This is a genomic window from Vibrio sp. KUL80, from assembly GCF_059725495.1.
In genome coordinates this window covers 1881587-1895553 of the sequence record NZ_AP045841.1, presented here as the reverse complement: position 1 = coordinate 1895553, position 13967 = coordinate 1881587, and the positions used below count along the sequence as shown (strand labels likewise).

Below are 13967 nucleotides of genomic sequence, written 5' to 3'. Positions count from 1 at the left end.
GACTGATTATGACATCCCCAAACAAGGGAACACGCTCCATCTCACTCGTGCACGCTTTAAGTGCCATTTTCTTAACTATTATCCTCATATTTATTGGCGTTAGTTTGTTAAGTGCTAACGGTATAAATAAAGTAAAGCAGCAATTTGATAATTTGTCAGAGAACGCATTACCGCTTTCGTTAAATAATGCCGCGTTGACGCAAGATGTATTAGAGCAGGTCAAGTTACTCAATTACGGTACACAGCTTGAGTCTACACAAGAGTTGGCCGAGACCAGATTGCGCATTAATGAGCTTGTCGAGCAAAGTGACAGTAAAGTCCAAAACCTATTTTTAATAGCTGCTGAAATGGGTAACGCGGTAACGCCAGAGCAGCGCGACCTATTGGCTCAAAAAATTCTCGAGCTTCAAGGGGCAACTCAGGCGATTCTTGCTTATCAGTCAGATATTTTGGCAATGGATGCGAACATTGATAAAGAAGTACCGGGATTTCGCTATGCTATAAGCACACTAGGTCAAGAGATGAGTCGCATTAGCCTGCTATTTACTCAAAACAATCCATCATCGGCAGATGCAGCAACGCGTGTGGTCACTGCGGCTAGTTCGATGGAAAGTGCCTTTCTTATGCTGATGATGCAAACAGACATTACGACTGCAAATGCAGAATATCGTCAAATGCGCAACCGCTACGCAGGTATCAACTTAGCTTACGATCAATTTGAAGAATGGCATCCAGAAATCAGTGAGTTCCCAAGCTTCACAGCACCTTACGAGATGGTAAAAGAAGGCTTTAAGCCGACAGGTGTGGTACGCCAGATCATTGAACGTTTAGAGCTTGTGACGACTCAGAGAGAGGAGTTAGCGAATGCAGCAGTGTTGGCGAATGAAACGACTCAACTTCTCTCCGACATATCTGATACGGCAGCAAAGTTGATTGATGAGAGTCAGTCAGTGGTTAATGACACGATTCAAACCAACATTGTTACTCTTGTCATCACAACAACGGTCTTGGTTGTTGTTGTACTTTCGGTATTCTTTGGGTTACGAAGATGGGTAAATCGCGCTCTCAAGAACATTACACGCCAGTTGAAGCGACTAGTAGAGCATGACTTGACGGGCGATGTAGTCATGTCCGGTCCATCAGAGATGCGCGATATTGCACGCAAGCTCAACCAAGTTATCGCTTCGACTCATGATTCTATTGAAGTGGTGACAAGGAACTGCGAGACCCTGTATCAAACAGCAGAAATTAGCCATGGTGCTGCTGAAGAGACTCGCAATAGCCTACTTGCTCAAAATGAGTCGCTAGACAGCATGGTGGCAACCGTGACTCAATTAGAAGCTTCGATTAAAGAGATCGCCACGGTGACAACGGCGTCATTTGCCGACTCTCAACAAGCTGAAGAGTTCGCTACGCTCGGTCTTAAAGCTGTGGAAGACAACCAGGAGCGCTTACATTCTCTTGAGACAACACTTGGCAATAACGAAGCGTCAATGAACGAGTTGGACGGCAAAGTAAAACAGATCCAAGAGATGGTTGATATGATCAGTGGCATCGCCGATAACACCAACTTGCTTGCGCTTAATGCTGCCATAGAGGCAGCAAGAGCTGGCGAGATGGGGCGTGGTTTTGCGGTTGTTGCCGATGAAGTTCGCAAGCTTGCAAGTGATACCTCGGAGCAAACCACGAACATCCGTCAAATGATGTCAGATTTAATGCATGCTGCTCAAGATTCTCGACAATCTGTGACTGAATCACGAGGTGAAATGAATCACGCGTTAGAGTCAAGTGAACGAGTAAAAGCGTCGTTTGCCGATATTGCATTATCGGTAAACCACATCCGCGAACGCGCTGAGCAGGTCTCTGTGGCAACAGAAGAGCAAGAAAGGGCAACCGCTGAAGTAGGGCGCGCTATTGTTCACGTAACAGACCAGGGGCAGCATTCAAACATGCAACTTGAATCTATGGTTGAGAGTGCCGAGCAGGTCGCAGAGATTGCTGGGCACCAGCAAGCTATGTTGCACAAGTACGAACTGAACCGAATCTAATCAAGGTTTGAATCGTTTCTAAAAGGCTGGGTAAGTAGTTTATCCAGCCTTTGTTCGTTTGGCGCTGAGAACTCAGGTATGCCAATCTCCACTCTATCATGACCGAGTTCAGGTTGCGCGCGGTAGGTACCAAACCAACGATCCCAAACTGACAAAAAGAAGCCAAAGTTGGAGTGGGTTTCCCTTGGAATGACAGAGTGGTGCACGCGATGAAAATCAGGGGTGACAACGATCCTTCTAAGCCATCTATCAACACCAAGCGGGAGTTTGGCATTGCTGTGATTAAACATAGCACTGGCATTTAATACGATCTCAAATACCAAAACTCCGAGAGCAGGGGCGCCCAATAGCATAACGATAGCCACTTTAATCCACATTGAGAGTACTATTTCGATAGGGTGGAACCGAGCTCCGGTCGTTACGTCGATGTCGCGATCCGCATGGTGCATGCGGTGTAAACGCCACAATAGAGAAACTCGGTGAAAAACGAGGTGCTGAAAGTAGATAGCCGCATCGAGGAATACGACCGATAAAGGTATGGTGAACCATAAAGGAAGCTCAAGCCAATGGAATAAACCAATATTGTTCTCGGCGGCGATCATTGCAGACTCAATGGCGAGTAAAGGCATTACCAAAGCCAGTGTCAGTGAGTTAAACCCAACCAAGCCCAGGTTATTCGTCCAACGCAGCCAGCGACTGCGAGTGCGGGTTTTTCGAGGCGCACACCATTCCCATACTGCACAGATTATTAGTACGGAGAGAAAAATCGCTAATCGAATTGAGTCACTGTGTTCCATCAATGATGAGTTTCCTTTTACTATCTGTGACGGGCGAAGTAGAATCCCGCCACCTTTTATCAGAGTAACACCAACATGAGACGCCACGCCTTCCATACAATGTACGACGAGCGCCTTGCCGCTGCAACCAAACCATTTAATGCTCGTGGAGCAAAAGTGGTGCGCTGTAAAACATGCCAAATTGCACAGCAATATTGTATCTGTGAGCACCAGCCAGAGCCGAGCCCAGATGTTGCGGTGATGCTTCTTGTCTCTGATGCTGAGATCCTAAAGCCGAGTAACACAGGACGCTTGATACTTGATACGGTGGAACAGGGCTATGCGTTTCCTTGGCATCGTACTGAGCCTAATCCTGAGATGTTGGCGCTGCTCAAAGATGAGACCCTACAACCTATCATTATCTTTCCAGAAGAGTATGTAGACGACAAAAAGCGCGTGTTGTCTGAGACGGAATTAGTTTCATTGGAAGGTAAAAAGCCGCTATTCATTTTGCTTGATGGTAGTTGGCGCGAGGCGAGACGAATGTTTCGCAAGTCTCCATATCTAGACGGTTTTCCAGTCTGCTCGATCAAACCCGAAGCCGTATCTAACTACATGATGCGAAAATCAGAGAAAGAAGACCACCTAGCGACTGCCGAAGTAGCGAGTTTGGTTTTTGAGCAATTTGGCGCTTCAAGAAACGCGATGATTTTGTCTGAGTGGTTTGCGGTTTTCCGTGAAAGTTATATGTTGAGCAAGACACGTTTTTCTTCCGATATGTCTCGCCCGGCACTGAATAATTTCATAGGTCTAATAAAAAACGAGACCTGACTCTAATTGTGTTCAGTTAGGTGACGACTTGTTAGCCAAGCAGTGCAAGCAAAGGTATAAATTGGGGCTCCATCACAGTTTGAGGGGGTAGGGATATGGATAATGCCATCAATTATCTATTTTTTTGCCTCGGTTTGAGGTTTCAAGGAGAGTTTCATGTATTACGGCTTTGACGTCGGCGGCACAAAAATTGAGTTTGGTGCTTTCAACGAAAAACTAGAACGTGTGGCAACTGAGCGCGTTCCAACACCTGTTGATGATTACCAAGTACTACTAGACACACTTGCTGGTCTTGTAGCAAAGTACGATGCAGAGTTGGGTACAGAGGGTAAGGTTGGCCTTGGTCTTCCGGGTATGGAAGATGCAGACGATGGTACGGTACTGACCGTTAACATTGGTTGTGCAAAGGGCAAGCCGCTTCGTCGTGATCTAGAAGCAAAGATCGGTCGCGAAGTTAAGCTAGAGAACGATGCAAACTGCTTCGCGCTTTCTGAAGCGTGGGATGATGAGCTACAAGATGCTCCATCAGTTATGGGTCTAATTCTAGGCACTGGGTTTGGTGGCGGTCTAATTTACGAAGGTAAAGTGTTCTCTGGTCGCAACAACGTTGCGGGTGAGTTGGGCCACATGCGTCTACCTATCGATGCATGGTTCCACCTTGGTGACAAAGCACCGCTGCTTGATTGTGGCTGTGGCAAAAAAGGCTGTCTAGATAACTACCTTTCAGGTCGCGGTTTCGAGTTGCTTTACGCTAACTACTACGGCGAGAGCAAAAAAGCGATCGACATCATTAAAGCTCGCGAAGCAGGCGATGCGGATGCGATTGAGTTTGTTGATATGTTCATGGAACTATTGGCAATCTGCTTTGCAAATATCTTCACAGCGAACGACCCACACGTCGTTACGCTAGGTGGTGGTCTGTCAAACTTTGAGCTTATCTACGAAGAGATGCCAAAGCGCGTGCCTAAATACCTAATGTCAGTGGCTAAGTGTCCTAAGATTGTAAAAGCGAAGCACGGTGATTCAGGTGGTGTTCGTGGTGCAGCATTCTTGAACATCAAGTAAGACGCTTGAATTTGCTAAAGGCGACCGCAGTGGTCGCCTTTGTTGTTTCTGGAGTCTGGTTTGAGAAAACGATCAAACTGGTATATCATTTGATATATTAAAAGGCTATCAAATGGAGGTTTTATGACTGCCTCAACAAAATTTGTTCCTTCTCGATCGACTGCCGGATTTTGGTCGCAAATTGGTGTGCCGCCAAGAGGTCGCAAACTGCATGAGGCGATCGAGGCTGGCTTTGATTATGCGACCTATCAAAAACTCGCCAACGTTACAGGCATTGAGAAAAAAGAGCTAGCACGTATCACCAACATTAAAAGTGCGACTCTGAGTCGACGAGCGAAGGACGGTAAGTTCTCTTCTGAAGAGAGTGATAGACTTTATCGCTACGCTGAAGTGTATAACGCGTCTTTGCGACTATTTGAAGATGATAAGTTGAAAGCGTTTCAATGGATGCACAATCCAGTTAAAGCTCTCGGGTACGTTGCGCCAAGCGATATGCTGAAAACTAGTGCTGAGACCGAAGAGGTGTTGAGCGTAATCGGTCGCCTTGAACACGGTGTATTCAACTAATGTTCTTATATCGTATCGTCAAAAAGAAATTTGCTACTAATATCGAGCAAGTATTCGATGGTGAAGGAGCGAGGCGATACGGCGGGCGCTGGAATTCAGCGGGTAACCGTTGTGTTTATCTCGCTACCTCAGAATCGCTTGCGATTCTCGAAGTCCTGGTTCATTTGAATGATACCGAATTACTTAACGACTACGACCTTTATCGAATAGATATTGATGAAGCTTTGATCATAGAGCTCGACCAAAGCTATCTACCTGACGATTGGCAAGAAGATCCAGCGCCATCTTCCACTGCCCAGATTGGTGATGAGTGGCTTGAAAGCGAGATGAGCTTGTGCTTAAAAATCCCTTCGACAATAGTGCCTAGAGAGTTTAATTGTTTACTCAACTTACAACACACAGCTTTCAACTTAGAGGAGCTAGCGGTGGTTAAACTTGAATTTAACCCAGACCACCGTTTGAGCCGTTAACGAGCACGGGCGAACGTGAAGGCAGTACAAGTTTGATTTCGTTGGGCAAGACACGGAATTTTATGTGTTTTGCCATCAACGGCTCACCATCTAAGTTTACGGGCATGATACTGTCTGAGACCCATTCAAGCGTTTTGACTTGGTTACGTTTGACATATTTACCACTGAAATCAGAATCCTGAAGCAGTTCGTCTACAACCGCAGGAATATCGGTAGGCGAGAACTCTTCTAGAGACACGACATTTAATAAGCCGTCATTCAGTAGAGCGTTAGGAGATAGCGGCTGACCACCACCTGCCATTCTGCCATTGCATACCGCCCCTACGACGACGTTACTTTCGACCACCTCGCCATCAAACAGTACAGTGCCGCTAAATGGTTGAAAATTGATTGCCTGAACAACACCTGCAAGTGTATAGGCGCCGCCGCCCAGAAAATTCTTGAGAGCTACGGGCGTATTAGCCGTCACTTGCGCGCCAAAACCGGCGGTTGCAATATTGATGAAATGTCGTTCATTCGCTGATGCTGCATCGATAGGTGTAGCGTCGCCTGTCATTGCGAGAAGAAGGGCGTCGTAGGGTGACGCTGTGGGGATCGCGGAGGCTGTGGCGAAGTCGTTAGCCGTGCCTAAAGGTAGAACGGCTAACTCAATGTGCTGCAGTTGATACCTGATTAAGGCATCAACGACTTCGTTCACCGTTCCGTCTCCACCACCAGCAATCAGGCGAGTGACACCTTGCTCTCCGGCTTCTTTTACTAGTCTCTCAAAGTCTCCGCCTTCCCAAGTGACACGAACTTCCAGCTCGTGCCCCTGTTCTCTAAGTTGATAGACCGCCTCACGAATATCTTCTTGTGACGCTTTCTTTCCATTAAGTAGTAGGCGAGTAGTCATGTTTCTTCCTTAAAACAGAGAGTTAGCTGAAACTATAGCACAAACTTTTCAATAGCTTTCGCAACGCCATCTTCGTTGTTGCTGTCGGTAATGTAATCGGCAATGGCTTTGGTCTCTTCCATCGCATTGGCCATGGCGACACCTTTACCTGCAAACTTGATCATATGATGGTCGTTTTCTGCGTCGCCAAAGCACATGGTTTGCTCGTATGGGATACCTAAATGGTCTGCAATGACCTTGACCCCTTCACCTTTGTTACTTAGAGGGTTAAGGAACTCTAAAAAGAAAGGTGCGCTTTGCACAACGGTGTAGCGGTTATGGTAATCAGCATCGATGTTGGCGATCTGCTCGGTTAACTTGGAAGGTTCGCCTACGATCATAGCTTTAATAATCTGATGATCATCTTCTAGCTTTTCAAAATCATAAATATTGATATCGAGCTTATTGATTTCAGCTTCGTGATCGGTATATGCGTTGGCTCTTGGTGTAATCAACCCAATTTCAGTACTGAAGGCGTGGCAGTCGAGACCGAGCTTTTGAGCCAAACGCGCAACCTCTTTGGCATCTTTACCCGTTAGTGTTTGCTCGTGCAAACGTTCACCGCTCGCCACTTTCTCCACATAGGTACCGTTAAAGTGAATGACGAAATCGTCTTGCTGCGTTAGTTCTAGCTCAGCTAGCGCATCCTTCATGCCGTTAAGTGGATGGCCGGATGCTAGAACCACAGTGACACCTTTCGCTTTGGCAGCGGCAATCGCTTCTTTGGTTCTTTGAGAGATGGTTTTTTCGGATGTGAGTAGTGTGCCATCCATATCGATAGCTATGAGTTTGTACACGTGACTTACCTAAAAAAAGAAATAAAACAAAACGATTCCAGAATAGGGAAAAGTGTCGTGAACTACCAGCAATTTTGTCGGTGGGTTTGTATTGAATTTCTAATGCGCATCCTTTAAGGTCTGCTCATCTTATATAATTGGCAATATTTAATGAGCGGTAAACAATTCAAGATCAACGAAATGTTCGAAACCATCCAAGGTGAAGGCGTATTTACAGGCGTTCCCGCGGTGTTCGTCCGGCTTCAGATTTGCAACGTTGGTTGTGCATGGTGTGATACCAAGCAAACTTGGGAAGCAAAAGCAGAGGATGAGCGAGCGTTTGGAGAAATCATCACGAAGCAAGGCGATAGTCCAACGTGGAGCGATGTAAGTGCTCAAGACATCGTTGATATGTATAACGCGCAGGGTTTTAATGCTAAGCATATTGTTATCACAGGTGGGGAGCCGTGTGAGTACGATCTGACGCCGCTTTGTGAAGCATTTGAGGCAATAGGTGCTCGATGTCAAATTGAGACCAGCGGTACGTCTGAAGTCAAAGTTACCGATGCGACGTGGGTGACAGTGTCACCTAAAGTCGCAATGAAAGGTAAACGTGAAGTATTAGAATCGGCGTTAGAGCGTGCGAACGAGATTAAACATCCAGTAGCGACAGATAAAAACATCGAACAGCTAGATGAACTGCTAGATGGCGTTGCACTTAAAGATGACGTGGTTATCGCACTTCAACCGATCAGTCAAAAACCACGAGCGACAGAATTGTGTATGTCGACTTGTATTGCTCGTAACTGGCGCTTGTCGGTTCAGACCCACAAATATTTGAATATTGCTTAATTGGATAGCGCAGAATTCCGCAAATGGAGAGAGTAATGAAAAAGGCAGTAGTTGTTTTCAGTGGTGGTCAAGATTCCACAACCTGTTTGGTGCAGGCTCTGGAGCAGTACGATGAAGTCCATGCGATCACGTTTGATTATGGACAACGACACAAGCTGGAAATTGAAGTAGCAGAAGCGGTAGCGAAAAAGCTAGGCGTGAAAGCTCATAAAGTGATGGATGTGGGTCTTCTTAACGAACTCGCTATCAGCTCGCTGACTCGAGACGATATTCCAGTGTCTCATGAGCTGCAAGAGAACGGTTTGCCGAACTCTTTTGTACCTGGGCGTAATATCCTATTTCTGACGCTTGCTGGTATCTATGCGTACCAGATTGGTGCACAAGCAGTGATTACTGGTGTCTGCGAAACTGATTTTTCTGGTTACCCAGACTGCCGTAATGACTTCATAAAAGCGATGAACAGCGCTTTGGTGCAAGGCATGGATAGAGAGCTCGATATTGTGACGCCACTAATGTGGCTAGACAAAGCGGAAACGTGGGCGTTAGCAGACAAATACGATGCACTTGAGCTAGTTAGAAACGAGACGCTGACTTGTTATAACGGTGTGATTGGTGATGGTTGTGGCGACTGCCCATCATGTGAGCTAAGAGCCAATGGACTGAATCAGTACCTAGACAATAAAGAAACGGTAATGAAGTCCTTAGAAGACAAGTCCAACTAAAAAGAGGCGCTTTAAGCGCCTCTTTCTTTATTAATCTGCTTTTAGATAAAGCTTAGCAACATCAGAAGGCTCCATTTCTTTACCTTCTAATTGATCGTTCCAGTTCGTTCCGATCAGTACGCCATCTTCATCCAGTGTTAGCAACCAGTCTTCAACAAAGATATCGAGTGGAATGTGCAGCACTTCGAAGTCAGCCCATTCTTCAACATTATGCGTTTTAGCATCTTCTTCAGATGACCAAAAAGGCATTACTTCGCTGTTTTCGAACTCAGTCGAGTCAACCGCCAACCAACCTTCGTCGTTGCGAAGACCCCAAACAAGTTGGGTTTTGCTTGTTTCTTCAATAAACAGCTTTAGGTTCTGTTCGATATCAGACGTTAATTTACTCATTGTTTTATACTCGCAGTAAGAACTGCTTACAAGACTAGCATGAGATAGCTAATATCTAAATGAAATCGCAACAAAAAAGCGCCCATTTAGAGCGCTTTAGATGTGGATGATGCTTAAATAATCTATTTTCCAATTTTAGTGAAAATAGTCCACTCCATATCCACTTCGCCTTTGTATCCGACAACGGATGCAACCACTTTACGGTTCATGGCGTGAGCAAACTCAGTATTACCGAGTTCCTCGGGCTTGGTTTCGCCGAATCCAATGATGGTAAGACGGTTAGGGTCTACGCCATTGCTTATAATGGCCTGTCTAACGACTTCTGCTCGGTTTTGAGAAAGCACCATGTTTTTGTCTTCGTTGCCGACAATACTCGCAAAACCCTGTATCTCGATGCTTGTCTCTGGATACTCGTTAAGAAACGCAGCCATTTCGGAGATCTGATTTTGAAACACGGGCTTGATGAAGGTTGAGTTATTGTCGAACAGGATACGCAATGCTAATGAGTTCGACACATCGATATACTGCTCGCAGCCGTCGTTATCCAGCTCCGCTCCCTGAGGCGTGGTAATACACAGATCTCGCGCATTAATAACACCATCTCCATCGTCATCGAGCAGGTCAGCTTTTTGATCTGCGACCGGAGTAGGGCGATAGTCATACTTGTCTTCTTCCGGTGTCGTTGCAACCGCGACTAGTGGCGCAACCATCAGGCCACAGATTATCAGTTTACTCTGTAGTTTCATGATTAATACTCCACTCTCTCGTTCCATTCTTCAGGCGTATCAACACGAAGCGCATCTAATAGACCGCCAGTCGCGTTCATCACCCTATAGCGCGCAAACTGCTCCGCATATTTTGCATCCAAGTAACCTTTACGGGCCTCAAACAGCTCATTTTCGGTGTTAAGTACATCGAGTAAGGTACGCTTACCGATCTTGAATTGCTTTTGGTAGGCAACAACGGTGTCTGATGCTGAGTCAACATGGTCTGCCAAGAACTCTCTTTGCTGTACTGTGTACTCAAGACCCGTCCATGATAATTTCAACCCTTCTTCAACCATTCGATAGGTACGGTCTCGGAAGTCTTTCGCTTTATTGAGCTGATAGGCTGCCGACTCTGTTCGATCTGAGTCAGAGCCACCGTTGTAGAGGTTATAGCGCATACGAAGCATGGCACGCGTTTCGTTGTCTGTGCCAATGTTGCCGCTAGCGTCATCTCGCCAATTGTGGCCAGCATCAATGTAGAACGTTGGGTAGTTTACGCCTTTAGTCTGTTGATATTGGAATCGAGCAGAATCAACGTCTACTTGCGATATTTTTATCACCGGATGAGTCTCTACCGCCATTTGAAGAGCATCATCGACAGTCAGCGGGATAGCCACTTCATCCGCTCGCGGATATTTAAGTCCGAGAGGAGCCTGTCCGACGAGGCGTTTAAACTGAGTGTGTGTATCAAAAAGGTTATTTTGAGCGGCGAGAAGATTACCATGCGCTTTTGCTATACGCGCTTCAACCTGTGACAAGTCAGCAGTGGAGCCGATACCGGAGTCAACTCGTTTTTTGATATCGGAGTAAATCTTCTTGTGAACTTCGAGATTGGCCTCAGATAGGGCGAGAACTTCATAAGCCTTGGTCGCGTCAAGATAGATTTGAGCGACTTCTAGAGCGATATCTGAAGCGTCAGCAAGGAGTTGATATCGGACCGATTCGGCATCGGCAGCCGTTCTGTCGATATCGTTCAGTGTTTCGTTACCGTCCCAAATTAGCTGGGTCAGCGTTATCCCGATTTCCTTTCTTGTTAGGCTCTCATTTCTGCTGTTAATAACGTTTTCACGGTCGTAGTCGGTTCTTTCGTAACCGATACCGCCATCCAAATCGATTTTAGGACGGTATGCACCGACTGCTGCGTCAGCATCGTATCGTTTACTCACGTACTCATTGTAAGCAGCTTTAATGTCTGGGTTAGTTTTGAGTGTGAAAGCAACGGCTTGCTCAAGGGTTTGGCTGTTAACAGGAAGGCTAAGAGCCATAAAACAAGCTGTGGTGGTCAGGGTGAGCTTATTCAAAGTCTTTCTCCTTGGTCCTGTAATGAGCGAGCGGCGTGCATGACACGTGCGCTCCCTTCGCTCAGGTTTGTGAAACGGCATAATAGCCTCCACTGACTTGGTTTCAATAAGACTAACCAAGTCAAAAAGTTAATAACTGTAGCTTTAAATATAGCGAGCATAAGTCTCTTTTCAATCTGGATTTGTCTTGATTATGTATCTGATTTAAGACTCGCTACATTTACATTTAAAGGTTAGCAACGAATTTGTACATACTATTGAAAATAGTAGAGAAAACTATGAAATCAATGAATGGAGTGAAATAGAATCTTATTTTTGAGACAGCAGATGTAAAAAAGCCAACCTAACAGTCGTCAAGTTGGCTTGATAATGAAGCTTCGAGAGGTAAACCTAATAGTTATAGGACCTTACAGGCAAAACCCTTCAAATAGAACCCTTCCGGGTAAGCTGTGTCGGTTGGGTGGTCTGCTGCTTGTTCAAAACGCTCAACAAACTTAACCGAGCGATTGGCATCGACCGCAGCGTCTGCGATGATTTTCTGGAACAGATTGCCGTCCATTAATCCTGAACAAGAGTAGGTTAGCAGTGTGCCGCCTGGTTTTAGAATCTGCATTGCAAGCATGTTGATGTCTTTATAGCCACGGCAAGCGCCATTTAGCTGTGCTTTAGATTCAGCAAATTTTGGCGGATCCATAATGACGACGTCAAACTTCGTCCCTTGATCGCGATACTCACGTAACAGTTTGAACACGTCAGCGTTCAGGAATACGGCTTTTTTCTTCTCTGTGAAGCCGTTGAGCTCGGCATTGTGTTTCGCGGTATCGAGTGCGAGTTGTGAAACGTCCGCGTTGATAACGCGCTTAGCGCCGCCTTTAAGCGCGTAAAGTCCAAAGCCACCTGTGTAGCTAAAGCAGTTAAGCACTTCTTTATCTTTCACATATTTCTGCGCTTGGAAGCGGCTATCGCGTTGGTCGAGATAAAAACCAGTTTTATGACCGTTGATAATATCGACGCTGATTTTGACGCCGTTTTCTTCGATCACGACTGGCTTGTCAGGAGATTCTCCGTGAAGTACGCCTGTGCGCTCTTCTAAGCCTTCTTTCTTTCGTACCGACACATCTGAGCGCTCGTAGATAGAGCATTCAGGGAAGCAGTGGATAAGAGCCTGTACCAGCGTTTCTTTTTGGTATTCTGCACCAGCACTTAAGAGCTGACACACCAAGAAACTGCCGTAGCGGTCAATGGTCACCCCTGGTAGTCCATCTGATTCAGCCGCGATTAAACGATAGCCAGTTAAGCCGTCTCGTTCGATAATGTCTTCGCGAAGAAGTTGTGCTTGCTGGATTTGTTGGATGAAAAACTCAACATTAATGTCTTGCTTTTTAAAGCTCCACACGCGAGCGCGAATTTGAGAGTTAGGTGAGTAAGCCGCTTTCGCCAACCATTCGCCGTTGTGAGCATATACATCGACGGTTTCACCAAGCTCAGGTGTCCCATCGACACGAGAGATACCTCTTGAAAAAACCCAAGGGTGTTTACGTCTAAGTGATTTGTCGCGGCCTTTAACAAGGTGAATAGCTGCTGCCATGGTATGCCTTACGAAGTTTTGGAAAGAAAAGGTGGGGTATTTTGTGTGAAGTTTCAAACAAATGCAAATTGAGCATGAGCATTGGAGCGAAATCACCACGAACTAAGCTAGAATCAGCTAAGCAGACGTCGTTGGTTAGGAGTTGAATGATGAGTCAATATTGCCAGAAAGTGATCGTAACTGGACACGTACAAGGCGTGGGTTTTCGTTACCACACATGTCATGAAGGACTAAAGCTGGGTCTAACCGGTTATGCAAAAAACTTGTATGATGGGTCGGTAGAGGTCGTTGCATGTGGTGATGAGGCGAGAGTCGAAGCGCTGTGTGATTGGCTTTTGCAAGGTCCCAGAACTGCATCGGTAGAGTCGGTAGTCAGGGAGCCTTGCGAACAAACAAACGTTTATTCAGGTTTCAAGATCCTTTAGAGGCCTACAAGCACTTAGCTGGTTTTGGAAGACCCGCGAGCTTAGTTGCCTGCTTAGCAGGGCCTTTCTTAAACAGCTTAAATAAATATTTGCTGTTGCCTTTCTCTGGGCCGTGCGCCTTTTCCATCGCTTTCACAAGCATGCGTACGGCAGGGGAAGTGTTAAATTCTTCGTAGAAGTCTCTCACAAACATCACGACTTCAATATGAGCGTCCGTCAGCTCTATACCTTCTTCAGCGGCGAGTGCTTCGATCATTCCTTGTTCCCAATCTTGGTGATTGAGAAGGTATCCTTCAGCATCGGTTTCGATAGTTTTTCCGTTGTATTCAAACATCATAGTCATTCTTATGGCGGATAATCGTCAGAAGGTTAGCTCAGGTCCGTCCTAACTTTCAAGGCTCTCTTGCTGATTTAAATGCAAAAAGCCCGAGACAATGTCTCGGGCTTTACCTATTCGT

At 46.0% G+C, this 13967-nt stretch carries 16 protein-coding genes; 8 read left to right on the top strand and 8 right to left on the bottom strand.

The genetic code is table 11. The features are described from left to right. Window positions 1-8 precede the first annotated feature (8 nt). Window positions 9-2048, top strand: coding sequence for a methyl-accepting chemotaxis protein (locus tag AC6I8U_RS08695; protein ID WP_498016567.1), 2040 nt, complete (start codon window positions 9-11; stop codon window positions 2046-2048). Here AC6I8U_RS08695 and AC6I8U_RS08690 read toward each other — a convergent pair. Further along, window positions 2045-2845 carry a sterol desaturase family protein gene (locus AC6I8U_RS08690; RefSeq protein ID WP_498018338.1) on the bottom strand — a complete coding sequence of 267 codons (801 nt, stop codon included), beginning with the start codon at window positions 2843-2845 and terminating at the stop codon, window positions 2045-2047. The genes AC6I8U_RS08695 and AC6I8U_RS08690 overlap by 4 nt on opposite strands. Before the next feature lie 75 nt (window positions 2846-2920). Between AC6I8U_RS08690 and AC6I8U_RS08685 the strand changes: the two genes are divergently transcribed. The 4 genes from AC6I8U_RS08685 (at window position 2921) to AC6I8U_RS08670 (ending at window position 5757) form a co-directional block, all read left to right on the top strand. After that, window positions 2921-3655, top strand: a complete 735-nt coding sequence (locus AC6I8U_RS08685; RefSeq protein ID WP_498016566.1) for a tRNA-uridine aminocarboxypropyltransferase — start codon at window positions 2921-2923, stop codon at window positions 3653-3655. Window positions 3656-3811: 156 nt separating this feature from the next. Continuing rightward, window positions 3812-4720 carry an N-acetylglucosamine kinase gene (gene nagK, locus AC6I8U_RS08680; RefSeq protein WP_234493766.1) on the top strand — a complete coding sequence of 303 codons (909 nt, stop codon included), beginning with the start codon at window positions 3812-3814 and terminating at the stop codon, window positions 4718-4720. Window positions 4721-4843: 123 nt separating this feature from the next. Beyond that, window positions 4844-5287: an Xre family toxin-antitoxin system antitoxin gene (locus tag AC6I8U_RS08675; protein ID WP_394152312.1), complete on the top strand. Its 444-nt coding sequence runs from the start codon at window positions 4844-4846 to the stop codon at window positions 5285-5287. Continuing rightward, window positions 5287-5757, top strand: coding sequence for an RES family NAD+ phosphorylase (locus tag AC6I8U_RS08670; RefSeq protein ID WP_498016565.1), 471 nt, complete (start codon window positions 5287-5289; stop codon window positions 5755-5757). The genes AC6I8U_RS08675 and AC6I8U_RS08670 overlap by 1 nt, the downstream gene beginning before the upstream one ends. On the opposite strand, the gene yegS is transcribed toward AC6I8U_RS08670, so the two are convergent. Together yegS and AC6I8U_RS08660 are read right to left on the bottom strand one after the other, a co-directional pair. Further along, entirely contained in the window at window positions 5729-6649 is a 921-nt protein-coding gene (gene yegS, locus AC6I8U_RS08665) for a lipid kinase YegS (protein WP_498016564.1), read from the bottom strand. The two genes, AC6I8U_RS08670 and yegS, sit on opposite strands and share 29 nt — an antisense overlap. A 32-nt stretch (window positions 6650-6681) precedes the next feature. Further along, window positions 6682-7485, bottom strand: coding sequence for a Cof-type HAD-IIB family hydrolase (locus AC6I8U_RS08660; RefSeq protein WP_498016563.1), 804 nt, complete (start codon window positions 7483-7485; stop codon window positions 6682-6684). A 150-nt stretch (window positions 7486-7635) separates the two neighbouring features. On the opposite strand from AC6I8U_RS08660, the gene queE reads away from it, so the two are divergent. Beyond that, window positions 7636-8316, top strand: a complete 681-nt coding sequence (queE, locus tag AC6I8U_RS08655) for a 7-carboxy-7-deazaguanine synthase QueE (RefSeq protein WP_498016562.1) — start codon at window positions 7636-7638, stop codon at window positions 8314-8316. A gap of 35 nt (window positions 8317-8351) precedes the next feature. Continuing rightward, a complete protein-coding gene (queC, locus tag AC6I8U_RS08650; protein WP_042475666.1) occupies window positions 8352-9038 on the top strand; it encodes a 7-cyano-7-deazaguanine synthase QueC in 687 nt (228 codons plus the stop codon). A gap of 30 nt (window positions 9039-9068) precedes the next feature. Here queC and AC6I8U_RS08645 read toward each other — a convergent pair whose 3' ends face one another. From AC6I8U_RS08645 to AC6I8U_RS08630, 4 genes are all read right to left on the bottom strand, one after another. Further along, complete coding sequence (locus AC6I8U_RS08645) at window positions 9069-9428, bottom strand: DUF2750 domain-containing protein (RefSeq protein ID WP_498016561.1); 360 nt, start codon at window positions 9426-9428, stop codon at window positions 9069-9071. A gap of 122 nt (window positions 9429-9550) precedes the next feature. Next, complete coding sequence (locus AC6I8U_RS08640; protein ID WP_252014422.1) at window positions 9551-10174, bottom strand: OmpA family protein; 624 nt, start codon at window positions 10172-10174, stop codon at window positions 9551-9553. A 2-nt stretch (window positions 10175-10176) separates the two neighbouring features. Continuing rightward, on the bottom strand, window positions 10177-11460 hold the full coding sequence (locus AC6I8U_RS08635; RefSeq protein WP_498018337.1) for a TolC family outer membrane protein: 1284 nt from the start codon (window positions 11458-11460) through the stop codon (window positions 10177-10179). Between the two features lie 433 nt (window positions 11461-11893). After that, a complete protein-coding gene (locus tag AC6I8U_RS08630; RefSeq protein WP_498016560.1) occupies window positions 11894-13084 on the bottom strand; it encodes a class I SAM-dependent methyltransferase in 1191 nt (396 codons plus the stop codon). Window positions 13085-13233: 149 nt separating this feature from the next. On the opposite strand from AC6I8U_RS08630, the gene yccX reads away from it, so the two are divergent. Then, entirely contained in the window at window positions 13234-13509 is a 276-nt protein-coding gene (gene yccX, locus AC6I8U_RS08625; RefSeq protein WP_042475671.1) for an acylphosphatase, read from the top strand. Window positions 13510-13513: 4 nt separating this feature from the next. Here the strand turns inward: yccX and AC6I8U_RS08620 are convergent, their stop codons facing one another. Next, complete coding sequence (locus tag AC6I8U_RS08620) at window positions 13514-13843, bottom strand: TusE/DsrC/DsvC family sulfur relay protein (protein ID WP_446568863.1); 330 nt, start codon at window positions 13841-13843, stop codon at window positions 13514-13516. Between the last annotated feature and the right edge of the window lie 124 nt (window positions 13844-13967).

Bases quoted from the DNA above. Each gene is read 5' to 3' on its own strand.
- AC6I8U_RS08690 (WP_498018338.1), bottom strand. From the start codon at position 2,845: ATGGAACACAGTGACTCAATTCGATTAGCGATTTTTCTCTCCGTACTA.
- AC6I8U_RS08635 (WP_498018337.1), bottom strand. From the start codon at position 11,460: ATGGCTCTTAGCCTTCCTGTTAACAGCCAAACCCTTGAGCAAGCCGTT.
- AC6I8U_RS08645 (WP_498016561.1), bottom strand. From the start codon at position 9,428: ATGAGTAAATTAACGTCTGATATCGAACAGAACCTAAAGCTGTTTATT.
- AC6I8U_RS08620 (WP_446568863.1), bottom strand. From the start codon at position 13,843: ATGTTTGAATACAACGGAAAAACTATCGAAACCGATGCTGAAGGATAC.
- queE (WP_498016562.1), top strand. From the start codon at position 7,636: ATGAGCGGTAAACAATTCAAGATCAACGAAATGTTCGAAACCATCCAA.
- AC6I8U_RS08630 (WP_498016560.1), bottom strand. From the start codon at position 13,084: ATGGCAGCAGCTATTCACCTTGTTAAAGGCCGCGACAAATCACTTAGA.
- yegS (WP_498016564.1), bottom strand. From the start codon at position 6,649: ATGACTACTCGCCTACTACTTAATGGAAAGAAAGCGTCACAAGAAGAT.
- AC6I8U_RS08670 (WP_498016565.1), top strand. From the start codon at position 5,287: ATGTTCTTATATCGTATCGTCAAAAAGAAATTTGCTACTAATATCGAG.
- AC6I8U_RS08675 (WP_394152312.1), top strand. From the start codon at position 4,844: ATGACTGCCTCAACAAAATTTGTTCCTTCTCGATCGACTGCCGGATTT.
- queC (WP_042475666.1), top strand. From the start codon at position 8,352: ATGAAAAAGGCAGTAGTTGTTTTCAGTGGTGGTCAAGATTCCACAACC.
- AC6I8U_RS08640 (WP_252014422.1), bottom strand. From the start codon at position 10,174: ATGAAACTACAGAGTAAACTGATAATCTGTGGCCTGATGGTTGCGCCA.
- AC6I8U_RS08685 (WP_498016566.1), top strand. From the start codon at position 2,921: ATGAGACGCCACGCCTTCCATACAATGTACGACGAGCGCCTTGCCGCT.
- yccX (WP_042475671.1), top strand. From the start codon at position 13,234: ATGAGTCAATATTGCCAGAAAGTGATCGTAACTGGACACGTACAAGGC.
- AC6I8U_RS08695 (WP_498016567.1), top strand. From the start codon at position 9: ATGACATCCCCAAACAAGGGAACACGCTCCATCTCACTCGTGCACGCT.
- nagK (WP_234493766.1), top strand. From the start codon at position 3,812: ATGTATTACGGCTTTGACGTCGGCGGCACAAAAATTGAGTTTGGTGCT.